Genomic DNA, 12,374 nt, shown 5'->3' on the forward strand with positions numbered 1-12,374 from the left:
CTCTTTGTGATGATAAAACCTTGACCTTCCCCTTGATGGAAGGTTTAAGCTTCTACACAGTCACTATTGAAGCACCACAACCAAGGAGATTAAGTATGTCTCATACCATAGCGCTAGACCTGGATGGCCTCTCCTGCGGCCATTGCGTAAAACGCGTCAAAGAGAGCCTGGAAAAACGCCCGGATGTAGAACAGGCAGACGTCACGATTGAACGTGCGGAAGTCACCGGCAGCGCCAGTGCTGACGCGTTGATCGAAACCATCAAAGAAGCCGGATATGGTGCGAGCTTAAGCCACCCAAAGGCTAAACCGCTGGCAGAGTCATCACTCCCGTCGGAAGCACTGACAGCGGCCACACCTGAGCTTCCGGCAGCCAGCGAGCTTGATGACAGCCAACAACTGTTGATCAACGGCATGAGCTGCGCCAGTTGTGTCTCCCGGGTGCAAAAGGCCTTACAGGCCGTACCGGGCGTTACGCAGGCACGGGTCAATCTGGCGGAGCGCACCGCGCTGGTTATGGGCAGTGCCCCCGCCGCTGAATTAGTCAGCGCCGTAGAGAACGCAGGCTACGGCGCTGAAGCCATTGAAGATGACATCAAACGCCGCGAGCGCCAGCAGGAAACCGCGCTCGCCACCATGAAACGCTTCCGCTGGCAGGCGATTGTCGCGCTGCTGGTTGGCGTGCCGATCATGGTGTGGGGCATGCTCGGCGATAACATGATGGTCACCGACGCCAACCGCACGCTGTGGCTCATGCTCGGTGTTGTCACGCTAGCGGTCATGATCGTAGCGGGTGGCCATTTTTACGCCAGCGCCTGGAAAAGCCTGCGTAATGGCACGGCGACCATGGATACGCTGGTGGCGCTGGGGACAGGCGCGGCCTGGCTCTATTCAATGAGCGTCAATATCTGGCCGCAGTGGTTCCCGATGGAAGCCCGTCACCTTTATTACGAAGCCAGCGCGATGATCATCGGTTTGATTAACCTCGGCCACATGCTGGAAGCCCGCGCGCGACAGCGCTCGTCTAAAGCGCTTGAGCGGTTATTAGATTTAACCCCGCCCACCGCACGCGTGATCACCGCCGACGGCGAGAAAAATGTACCGCTGGCGAACGTTCAGCCGGGTATGACGCTGCGCCTGACAACGGGCGATCGCGTGCCGGTGGATGGTGAAATCAGCCAGGGCGAAGCCTGGTTCGATGAAGCCATGCTTACCGGCGAACCGGTGCCGCAGGAGAAAAGCACCGGTGAGAGCATTCATGCCGGGACGGTAGTGCAGGACGGCAGCGTGCTGTTTACCGCTAGCGCCGTCGGCAGCCACACCACGCTGTCGCGCATTATTCGCATGGTGCGCCAGGCACAAAGCAGTAAGCCGGAGATTGGCCAGCTTGCCGATCGTATTTCCGCCGTGTTTGTGCCGGTGGTGGTCGCTATCGCCTTGTTCAGCGGCGCTATCTGGTACGTCTTCGGCCCTGCGCCGCAAATTGTCTATACGCTGGTCATCGCCACCACGGTGCTGATCATCGCCTGCCCTTGTGCGCTGGGGCTGGCAACGCCGATGTCGATTATCTCCGGCGTCGGTCGCGCGGCGGAGTTTGGCGTGCTGGTTCGCGATGCCGATGCGCTGCAACGCGCCAGCACGCTGGATACCATCGTGTTTGATAAAACCGGCACCCTGACGCGCGGCAAACCGGAAGTGGTGAGTGTAAAAACGCGGGATTTCGACGAGGCGACGGCACTGCGCCTGGCGGCGGCACTGGAGCAAGGTTCCAGCCATCCGCTGGCGCGAGCGATTATTGAAAAAGCAGGCGCGGAAACGCTGCCTATGGTCAGTCAGTTCCGCACCCTGCGCGGGCTGGGCGTGAGCGGTGAGGTCGACGGGCACAGTGTGCTGCTTGGCAACCAGGCGCTGCTGGCTGAACAAAACGTGGATACCCGCGCGCTTGACGAAGAGCTTAACGCTCAGGCAAGCTTGGGTGCCACGCCGGTACTGCTGGCGATTGACGGGAAAGCCGTGGCGCTGTTGGCGATCCGCGATCCGCTACGCGAAGACAGCATCGATGCGCTGCAACGCCTGCACCGTGAAGGCTACCGCCTGGTAATGCTGACCGGTGACAACCCCACCACCGCCAACGCTATCGCTAAAGAGGCGGGTATTGATGAGGTGATCGCCGGCGTGCTGCCGGATGGCAAAGCCGAGGCGATCAAAAATCTGCAACAGCAAGGCCGCCAGGTGGCGATGGTTGGCGACGGCATTAACGATGCGCCCGCGCTGGCGCAGGCCGACGTGGGGATCGCGATGGGCGGTGGCAGCGATGTGGCAATTGAAACTGCCGCCATCACGCTGATGCGCCACAGCCTGCTGGGCGTTGCCGATGCGCTGGCGATCTCCAAAGCGACGCTGCGCAATATGAAACAGAACCTGCTCGGCGCGTTTGTCTACAATTCGCTGGGTATTCCGATTGCGGCAGGCATTCTCTGGCCGCTAACCGGCACATTGCTCAATCCGGTGGTCGCAGGCGCGGCAATGGCGCTCTCGTCCATTACCGTGGTCAGTAACGCCAACCGGTTATTGCGCTTTAAACCTCATCAGTAAATGCCACAACCCCGCCGTTTATCCGGCGGGGTTTGCACCTTCTGGCCGCGCGCGCTAGCATGAGATTTTTCACTCAGGAAGCGCGTATGAGCCTGTTTCAACGATTGAAAACCTTTTTTCTTGCGCTTCGTGTGCCTCATTACCGCTGGCCTGCACTGGATGTGGATTTGCCCGGCGGCCGCCATCTGCACCTGGTGGGCAGTATTCATATGGGCACCTACGGTATGTCGCCGCTCCCGGCACAACTGCTGCAAAAACTGCGCGATGCCGACGCGCTTATCGTGGAAGCCGATATCGCCGGGTCGGATTCACCGTTCGACAATCTGCCACCCGCCGAACCACTCGAGCAACGCCTTCCCCCTGAACTTCTTGCCCAGCTCGACAACACGCTGCAAACCCTGTCGCTTCACCGAGATGAATTCGACCAGCGGCCCGCCTGGCATATCGCGCTGGTATTGCAGGCCACGCAGGCGCAGCGGCTGGGGCTACGCCCGGAGTACGGCATCGACTACCAGTTGTTGCAGGCGGCGCAGCACTATCAGGTGAAAGTGATGGAACTGGAAGGCACCAGCAGCCAGTTGGATATCCTGCGCAAGTTGCCGGACGAAGGAAATGAACTGTTGCAGGATACCCTGACCCACTGGCATGAAAATGCGCGTTTATTGCAGGTGATGATGAGCTGGTGGCTGGAAAATCCGCCTGCGGAAGATGAACTGACGCTGCCATCAACGTTCAGCCAGCCGCTGCATGATGTTTTGATGCACCAGCGCAACCAGGCGTGGCGCGAGCGTTTGTTTGCGCTGCCGCCAGGGCGCTATGTGGTGGCAGCAGGTGCCCTGCATCTATATGGCGAAGGGAATTTACCGGCGTTGCTGCGCGAAAGAGCGGCGCAATAGCGCAAGATGGTACTATTTTCGCGCACGCGAGCAGGCGTATGCTAAGCGCCGTGAGATGACCGTGGTAAGAAGGATTATTATGACACCCGCCGTGAAGTTACTCGAAAAAAACAAGGTTCCCTTTCAGGTACACACGTACGATCACGATCCCAATGAAACCAACTTTGGTGATGAAGTGGTGCGCAAACTAGGGCTGAACGCCGACCAGGTTTATAAAACGCTGCTGGTGGCGATCAATGGCGATATGAAACATCTTGCCGTTGCGGTCACGCCGGTTGCCGGGCAGTTAGATCTGAAAAAAGTCGCCAAAGCGCTTGGCGCAAAAAAAGTTGATATGGCCGATCCGCTGGTCGCCCAGCGCACCACCGGCTATCTGGTAGGCGGCATCAGCCCGTTGGGGCAGAAAAAACGTCTGCCGACGCTAATTGATGCCCCCGCGCAAGGCTTCGCTTCCATTTATGTTTCCGGCGGTAAACGCGGTCTGGATATTGAACTGGCGGCGAGCGATCTGGCAAAAATGCTGGACGCGAAATTTGCCGATATCGCCCGCCGCGATTGACGAATGAGGAGCTGGTTACTGCCAGCTCACCTCCCCTTTAGGTTCGTAAGCATTCACATCCAGCGGTGAGTTTTTCTGGATGTACTCTTTCAGCACTTCAGCGTCAATAAAACCGGTATTCACATAGCCTGCTTTATCATCCAGACGCGGATAGCCATCACCGCCGGTTGCGTTGAAACTGAGCGTCGCCAGGCGGTAGCTTTTCGCCGGATCGACCGGTTCGCCTTTGATTTTGAGATCATTGAGCTTGCCGCCTTTCGCCACAAAACTGACGTTGGCGAACTGCGGATACGCGCCTGAATCCGGCTTCATTTGCGCCACCGCGGTGAGGTAATCCGTCAGCTCCTTACCGGTCAGGTTGACATACACCAGCGTGTTGCCGAACGGCTGCACTTTCAGCACGTCTTTGTAAGTGATGTCGCCCGCCTCGATAGAGTCACGCACCCCGCCACCGCTCATCACCGCCAGATCCGCGCCGGTACGCGCCATTTGCGCGGCGAGGATCACATGTGCGAGGTTGGTTTGCACAAAACGCACTTTGCTGCGATCGCCTTCCAGATGACCATTCGCGTTACCGATTTTCACCTCTAACTGCGCTTTACCTTTGTTCTGGAACGGCGTTAACAGGGAGAGCATCTGCGGGTTTTCGGCAATTTCCGGCGTGTAAAGTACGCGCTCGCTTTTGCCGTTGTCGTAGGTGACTTTCTTCTTCAGGTTGACCGGAATCAACTGGTAACGTACCAGTTTCATCTCGCCGTTACGGAACTGGAAATCCGCGCGGCCGACATATTTGCCCCACTCATGCGCCTGCACAATCCAGATGCCGTTTTGCTGATCCGGCGCACACGGAGTTCCGGGCACGTAATCGACCTGTTTTTTATTTTCAGACGCCATGCAAACCGGATCTTGTGAGTGACCACCCACAATCATTGCCAGCGCGCCTTTTGGCAGGCTGCGCGCCATCTCGACATCGCCCGGCGCATTCGAGCCGTGCTCGCCGTTGTCGTAATGGCCCATGTGCGTTGTCGCCAGAATCACATCCGGTTTTTCATTTTGATTCAGCTCAGCAATCACCAGCTTCGCTTCGTCGGCCGGTTTGCGGAATTCGATATCGGTGAAAAACTCCGGGTTGCCGATTTTCGCCGTGTCGTCGGTGGTTAACCCAATAACGGCAATTTTCAGCCCCTGACGATTAAACATCATCCATGGCTTAAACAGGCGCTCGCCGGTGCTTTTCTGGTAAATGTTGGCGGAAAGGAACGGAAACTTGGCCCATTTTTCCTGCTGGCGCAGTACGCTTAGCGGGTTGTCGAACTCATGGTTGCCTACGGCCATCGCATCGTAGCCAATCAGGTTCATGCCGCGAAAATCGGGTTCGGCATCCTGTAAATCCGATTCCGGCACCCCGGTGTTGATATCGCCGCCGGACAGTAGCAGCACGCTGCCGCCTTCGGCCGCTACCTCTTTGCGAATGCCATCAACCAGCGTTTTCTGCGCCGATAAACCATATTCGCCGTAATCACTGCGCCAGAAATGACCGTGATGATCATTGGTATGCAGGATGGTGATGTTATAGGTCTTATCCTGCTCGTAAGCCTGTACCTGCCAGCTGGCAACGCCCATCGCCGCCAGCAGCCCCAGCGTAATGCTCTTCTTTAACAATCTCATGCTTCCCTCCCTGACCCATTGATAAACGGAGAAATTACAGCGCCTGCAAATAATAGACAAATATGTATTCAGAATCGCAACTTCCTTCAAACTTTCAGCAAAGGTATGGTAACCAAAGAATCATTACCGTGCTTTATCCTTAGCCTCTTCTGACAACATACGTGGTATTTATGGCAATCAGTGAAACGTCGCAGACATCGCCTGCTGCGCGCACCTCGTTCGGTATTCTTGGCGCTATCAGCCTCTCGCATCTGCTCAACGATATGATCCAATCCCTGCTGCTGGCGATTTATCCGCTGTTGCAGGCCGACTTTGCATTGTCGTTTGTACAAATCGGTTTTATCACGCTGACCTTTCAGGTCGCCTCCTCGCTGCTCCAGCCGGTGGTGGGCTATTTGACCGATAAACACCCGATGCCGTGGTCGCTGCCCATCGGTATGTGTTTCACCTTAAGCGGTCTGGTGCTGCTGGCACTGGCGGGCAGTTTTACCACTGTGCTGATTGCCGCTGCGCTGGTTGGAACGGGGTCATCGGTTTTCCACCCGGAATCGTCGCGCGTGGCGCGCATGGCGTCTGGCGGACGTCACGGACTGGCGCAATCCATCTTTCAGGTCGGCGGCAACTTTGGTGCCTCGCTTGGGCCATTGCTGGCGGCGGTGATCATTGCGCCTTACGGCAAAGGCAATGTTGCCTGGTTTGTGCTGGCTGCCCTGCTGGCGATTATTGTGCTGATGCAGGTAAGCCGCTGGTACGCCGCGCAGCACCGGGTGAATAAAGGTAAAAAGCCCGTTTCCGTGATCAATCCGCTGCCACGTAATAAAGTGGTGCTGGCGGTTTGTGTGCTGCTAATCCTGATTTTCTCGAAATACTTCTATATGGCGAGCATTAGCAGCTATTTCACCTTTTATTTAATGCAAAAATTTGATTTGTCGGTGCAAAACGCCCAGATGCATCTCTTCATCTTCCTGTTTGCGGTTGCGGCAGGCACGGTTATTGGCGGGCCTGTGGGTGATAAGATTGGCAGAAAATATGTAATTTGGGGCTCAATCCTCGGCGTCGCGCCGTTTACCCTGCTTTTACCCTACGCAACCCTCTTCTGGACCGGGATTTTGACGGTGATTATTGGTTTTGTGCTCGCCTCGGCCTTTTCAGCCATTCTGGTCTATGCGCAGGAGCTGTTGCCGGGCCGTATCGGCATGGTTTCCGGGCTGTTTTTTGGTTTTGCCTTCGGGATGGGCGGCCTTGGCGCAGCAGTGTTAGGGCTGGTTGCCGATCATACCAGTATTGAGTTGGTCTATAAAATATGTGCTTTCCTGCCATTACTCGGGATCCTGACCATATTCCTGCCCGATAACCGCCCGCAACACTGATTTCCTCACGGCCAAAGTGGTACTTTGGCCGCTGCTTTCTCTTGTCTGTCTGCACCTGGCGCGTGATTTCTGTTACGGATACCCCGCAGGCTATCTTTTTTCAGTTAAATTGCCATTTTCTTCATAATTCAACAATTATTCATAAACATACTGACGAAAATTGTCATAAACTGTAACGCAGTAGTCGGTTTTTAACTGCGGGATCCACGCACCAACGAAAGGAGACGGAATGCATCACGCCACACCGCTTATCACCACCATTGTCGGCGGCCTTGTGCTCGCTTTTATCCTCGGCATGCTTGCCAATAAACTGCGTATTTCGCCACTGGTGGGCTACCTGTTAGCGGGTGTATTGTCCGGGCCGTTTACGCCAGGTTTTGTCGCCGATACTCAACTCGCGCCTGAGCTTGCGGAGCTGGGTGTGATTTTGCTGATGTTCGGCGTCGGGCTGCATTTCTCATTGAAGGATCTGATGGCGGTAAAGTCCATCGCCATTCCCGGTGCGATCGCGCAGATTGCTGTGGCGACGCTACTGGGTATGGCGCTTTCCGCAATGCTGGATTGGTCACTGATGACCGGCATCGTCTTTGGGCTCTGTCTCTCCACCGCCAGTACCGTGGTGCTGCTACGTGCGCTTGAGGAGCGGCAGCTTATCGACAGCCAGCGTGGGCAAATCGCCATCGGCTGGCTGATTGTGGAAGATCTGGTGATGGTGTTAACGCTGGTGTTGCTACCTGCCGTCGCCGGAATGGTGGAAAAAGGCAATGTCGGACTGGCGTCACTGGCGGTGGATATGGGTATCACCATCGGTAAAGTGGTGGCCTTTATCGCCATCATGATGCTGGTTGGCCGTCGGCTGGTGCCGTGGATCATGGCACGCAGCGCAGCAACGGGGTCACGCGAGCTGTTTACGCTCTCCGTGCTGGCACTGGCGCTCGGTATCGCCTTCGGCGCGGTGGAGCTGTTTGATGTTTCGTTTGCGCTGGGCGCGTTCTTCGCCGGGATGGTGCTGAACGAATCCGAGCTGAGCCACCGTGCGGCGCACGATACGCTGCCGCTGCGCGACGCGTTTGCGGTGCTGTTCTTTGTCTCCGTCGGTATGCTGTTTGATCCGCTGGTGCTCATTGAGCAGCCACTGGCGGTGCTCGCTACGCTGGCAATCATCATCTTTGGTAAATCCGTCGCCGCATTCCTGCTGGTGCGCATGTTTGGGCACTCGCCGCGCACCGCGCTGACCATTGCCGCAAGCCTTGCGCAGATCGGTGAGTTCGCCTTTATTCTGGCGGGCCTCGGCATGTCGCTGAACCTGCTGCCGCAGGCCGGGCAAAATCTGGTGCTGGCGGGCGCGATTCTGTCGATTATGCTCAACCCGGTGCTGTTTACCCTGCTGGAAAAATACCTCGATAAAACCGAGACGCTGGAAGAGCAAACGCTGGAAGAGGCCATCGAAGAAGAGAAACAGATCCCGGTGGATATCTGCAACCACGCGTTGCTGGTAGGTTTTGGCCGCGTCGGCAGCCTGCTGGGTGAAAAACTGATGGCGCAGGGCATTCCGCTGGTGGTGATTGAAACGTCACGTACTCGCGTGGATGAACTGCGTGAGCGTGGTATTCGCGCCGTGCTGGGCAATGCGGCCAACGAGGAGATAATGAACCTGGCGCATCTTGATTGCGCCCGCTGGCTGCTGCTGACCATTCCAAACGGTTATGAAGCCGGGGAGATTGTCGCCACCGCGCGTGAGAAGTGCCCGCATATTGAAATTATCGCCCGCGCGCACTACGACGATGAAGTGGATTACATCACCGAACGTGGCGCGAATCAGGTGGTCATGGGCGAGCGTGAAATCGCCAACACCATGCTGACATTACTGGAAAAACCGCCGGTCGAAGAAGCGGTAACGGGTTAATCAAAAAAGCCGGAGTGCTTACGCGGCTCCGGCCCTGTCTCATCTTCTTGTCTGCCCGGCGTCGTCGGGCAATCATCTTAACGTTCCCAGTACGCCTCTTCGAGGCTGTCTTCGCGTTCCGGCAGACCGCGCGTTAAACGCGGCGAGTGCTGGTTCAACACCTGGTAACTGACGCGGTTGGCATATTTGCACACCTGCGCCAGCGAAGAGTACGTCAACCAGTTGAATTTGTGCTTGCTGGAGTTCGGCACGTTGGTGCGGTGATAGTTGTTGGCGGTAATGTCATGCAGCAATGCCGCCAGCGCGCCATCGCCCGCGCCGTTGGTATTCATGATTTTTTCCGGCCCGCCCATGTACGGCGCAATGTGCGAGTAAATGCGCAGCGGATGTTCACAATCTTTGTGGCGCAGCGCACGGCTGAACTCATACTGGTTGAATTCAGCAATAACCCCCGGCAGCAACGGATGCTGCGTTTTGCGCTTCGCTTCGTCTTCAGTGAAACCGGCCATATACAGACCAATTGGGCCTGCGGTACACAGGACGAGATCAACCCAGTCCAGCGCTTTATCGGCCGCCAGCAGCGGATCGCTTTCGCCAGTCAGCGCCTGACCTTCCTCTTCATTCATCGCCAGAATCGAGACGTTCTCTTTGAGGAAATCGCGCCACCACTGCGGGTTATCGGCAATCACATATTTGGTGCCCAGCGTCAGCACCACCGGCACGTTATGCTTTTTGGCGTACGCGACCGCCTGCATAGTGGCTTCCGGCATCGGCTCGCCGGGATTACAGCGCACCAGGTAAGAGGAGAGTACCAGCGCGGACGCCCCGGCGATCACCGCTTCCGGGATGCTCTCCGGGCGCAACTGGTTCATATGGCCAGGGCTGATAGCAAAGGTGCGCTCACCGCTGTCGCTAATCAGCGTGAAACAACGACCAATGGCGCCATCGACGCCTTGCAGGTAGTTGAGATCGGTACGGCTGGAGGTATTACACAGATAGCGGTAGGCATAGCTACCGATTTTCACGTTATCGCACATGACGCCAAGCAGCACCGAGCGGTCATCCGCCAGCACCGAGTAATTATGCATGGTGTTGCCAATGGTGCCACCCGCGAACTGGTGCGTGATCAAATCGTTACTGACCAGTTCCTGATAGAGCGCTTCCGCGACATCGTCGGCGATAACCAGAGAATGACCCGCACTGAGGCCGTAACGGCGAATAAACGCATCATCCACTTTCGCCTCGATATCCACCAGCGTCTGATCGATACCGACCACCCAACACGTACCGGATTCGCTCTCGGGCTGAATCTGCTGTAACAACGGGTCGCGGGCATTAACGGGGAAATAGTGTTTGGATTTACGTTTACCGGGAAATTTCATGATTGTAATAAGCGCTATACATTCGGGCTGGGAATGTTAACACACTCTCAGCCCGCCCTGCGATCAGCGATATTTTGCGGTCAGATTGACCATCATCTCGATATGTTCAGGAGAATCATTAAGCGCCGGAATGTACTCATATTTTTCGCCACCGGCCTCAAGGAAGAATTCGCGGTTTTGCACGGCGATCTCTTCCAGCGTTTCCAGGCAGTCAGCTGCAAAGCCCGGTGACATCACCTGAATATGCTTCACACCTTTCTCGCCGAGCATTTTCAGCGTTTCATCGGTGTATGGCGTCAACCATGGCTCGCGGCCAAAGCGTGACTGGAACGTCATCATCACTTTTTCCGGCGGTAAGTCGAGCGCGGACACCAGCTCGCGCGTGGTATCGCGACAGCGCTGCGGGTAATCATCCCCTTCTGCCGCATAACGCTGCGGAATGCCGTGGTAAGAGAGCAGCAATAAATCCGGCTCGCCATGCTGCGCAAACGAGGCTCGCACGCTATTAGCGAGCGCAGCGATGTAATCCGCGTTGTCGGCGTAGTCGCGAATAAAAGAGACGCCCGGAATATGGCGTTTTTTCGCCAGAATGCGTGCCAGCTCGTCCCACACTGCCGCAACGGTGGAACAGGAGTATTGCGGGTAGAGCGACAGCACCACAATATGCTCGACATCCTGCGCCAGCAGTTCATCGACCGCGCTTTCCAGCGACGGCGAACCGTAACTCATGCCAAGCACCACCGGCACGTCCGGCAAGCGCGCTGCCAGTGCCCGCTGCTGCCTGCGGCTGTAAACCATCAGCGGTGAGCCCTCTTCCATCCACACAGATTGATAGAGTTTAGCGACGCGGGGAGAACGAATGGGCAGGATCACACCGCGAAGTAGCGGCCACCACAGCAAGCGCGGCGTATCGACAACGCGTTTATCACTTAAAAATTGCCGCAAATAGCGTTTCACCGCTTCGGGGGTCGGGGCATCGGGAGTGCCCAGATTGGCAAGCAGGATGCCGGTTTTCGCCTGACTCATTCACGCCTCTTAACCTTTTGAATGGTTGGTAATTGTAGCGTAAAAGCGGTTAAACGGAACCCATTGCTGCGATAGGTAAGATGAGAAAAATTCTCACCCGGAGACTCCGGGTGAGCGGGCGCAATTAGCCGAGGATTTTTTCCAGCTCTGCGCGTACATCAGCAACGGCTTTGGTACCGTCAACTTTAGCGTATTGGGTGTTACCCGCCTGCGCTTCTTTCTGGTAGTAGCCGATCAGCGGCGCGGTCATCTGATGGTATTCCACCAGGCGTTTACGCACGGTCTCTTCCTGATCGTCTTTACGCGTGGTCAGCTCTTCGCCGGTCACGTCATCTTTGCCTTCCACTTTCGGCGGGTTGAATTTGATGTGGTAAACGCGACCGGAAGCAGCGTGAACGCGGCGGCCGATAATGCGATCGACGATCAGCTCGTCCGGTACGTCGAACTCAAGCACGAAATCGACTTTGATCCCGGCTTCTTTCATCGCGTCCGCTTGCGGAATGGTGCGCGGGAAACCGTCCAGCAGGAAACCGTTGCGGCAATCTTCCTGGGCAATACGCTCTTTCACCAGCGCGATTACCAGCTCGTCAGTGACCAGCTTGCCCGCGTCCATGATGTCTTTTGCCTGTTTGCCCAGTTCGCTGCCAGATTTAACAGCGGCGCGCAGCATGTCACCGGTAGAGATTTGCGGAATACCGTATTTCTCCATGATGAACTGAGCCTGAGTTCCTTTACCCGCGCCCGGAGCGCCAAGCAGAATAATACGCATTGCGAAAATCCCCTCAAATGTTGGTTCAATTTTTCAAAAAGCGCTAAAAGATAACACCAGAACGACCGGCGCTCAAGGAAGCGGGATCGGCTGAAACGGTTAATGATACGTTTTCTTAAGGTGTGTGCGAGTCAGAGAGGAAAGTGCCCGGTAACATCGGAGGGAACCAGGAGGCGGGGGGTGAAGATAATAAAGGGAGGCCTG

General features: G+C 56.3%; 9 protein-coding genes. 5 read left to right on the plus strand and 4 right to left on the minus strand.

Features of this window, described 5'->3' with window-relative positions; all coding sequences use genetic code 11:
- Positions 1 to 95 precede the first annotated feature (95 nt).
- From copA to ybaK, 3 genes are all read left to right on the plus strand, one after another.
- Positions 96 to 2,594: a copper-exporting P-type ATPase CopA gene (gene copA / locus M8Q36_RS24380; protein ID WP_249882687.1), complete on the plus strand. Its 2,499-nt coding sequence runs from the start codon at positions 96 to 98 to the stop codon at positions 2,592 to 2,594.
- A gap of 86 nt (positions 2,595 to 2,680) precedes the next feature.
- Positions 2,681 to 3,490, plus strand: a complete 810-nt coding sequence (locus tag M8Q36_RS24385) for a TraB/GumN family protein (RefSeq protein ID WP_249882688.1) — start codon at positions 2,681 to 2,683, stop codon at positions 3,488 to 3,490.
- Between the two features lie 79 nt (positions 3,491 to 3,569).
- Positions 3,570 to 4,049 (plus strand): Cys-tRNA(Pro)/Cys-tRNA(Cys) deacylase YbaK, encoded by a 480-nt coding sequence (ybaK, locus tag M8Q36_RS24390; RefSeq protein WP_017455688.1) that lies wholly within the window; start codon positions 3,570 to 3,572, stop codon positions 4,047 to 4,049.
- Positions 4,050 to 4,064: 15 nt separating this feature from the next.
- Here the strand turns inward: ybaK and ushA are convergent, their stop codons facing one another.
- Positions 4,065 to 5,717 carry a bifunctional UDP-sugar hydrolase/5'-nucleotidase UshA gene (gene ushA / locus M8Q36_RS24395; RefSeq protein ID WP_249882689.1) on the minus strand — a complete coding sequence of 551 codons (1,653 nt, stop codon included), beginning with the start codon at positions 5,715 to 5,717 and terminating at the stop codon, positions 4,065 to 4,067.
- Between the two features lie 170 nt (positions 5,718 to 5,887).
- Between ushA and M8Q36_RS24400 the strand changes: the two genes are divergently transcribed.
- Positions 5,888 to 7,087, plus strand: a complete 1,200-nt coding sequence (locus tag M8Q36_RS24400; protein ID WP_249882690.1) for an MFS transporter — start codon at positions 5,888 to 5,890, stop codon at positions 7,085 to 7,087.
- A gap of 229 nt (positions 7,088 to 7,316) precedes the next feature.
- A complete protein-coding gene (gene ybaL, locus M8Q36_RS24405; RefSeq protein ID WP_200552936.1) occupies positions 7,317 to 8,993 on the plus strand; it encodes a YbaL family putative K(+) efflux transporter in 1,677 nt (558 codons plus the stop codon).
- A gap of 77 nt (positions 8,994 to 9,070) precedes the next feature.
- Here the strand turns inward: ybaL and M8Q36_RS24410 are convergent, their stop codons facing one another.
- From M8Q36_RS24410 to adk, 3 genes are all read right to left on the minus strand, one after another.
- On the minus strand, positions 9,071 to 10,375 hold the full coding sequence (locus M8Q36_RS24410; protein ID WP_249882691.1) for an inosine/guanosine kinase: 1,305 nt from the start codon (positions 10,373 to 10,375) through the stop codon (positions 9,071 to 9,073).
- 63 nt (positions 10,376 to 10,438) lie between these two features.
- On the minus strand, positions 10,439 to 11,401 hold the full coding sequence (hemH, locus tag M8Q36_RS24415; protein ID WP_249882692.1) for a ferrochelatase: 963 nt from the start codon (positions 11,399 to 11,401) through the stop codon (positions 10,439 to 10,441).
- A gap of 124 nt (positions 11,402 to 11,525) precedes the next feature.
- The gene (gene adk / locus M8Q36_RS24420; RefSeq protein WP_200552939.1) at positions 11,526 to 12,170 is read right to left on the minus strand and encodes an adenylate kinase; all 645 of its coding nucleotides are present in this window, start codon (positions 12,168 to 12,170) and stop codon (positions 11,526 to 11,528) included.
- Between the last annotated feature and the right edge of the window lie 204 nt (positions 12,171 to 12,374).

Origin of the sequence: Kosakonia sp. R1.Fl (genome assembly GCF_023516815.1) — a bacterium.
Taxonomy (GTDB): Bacteria; Pseudomonadota; Gammaproteobacteria; order Enterobacterales; family Enterobacteriaceae; genus Kosakonia.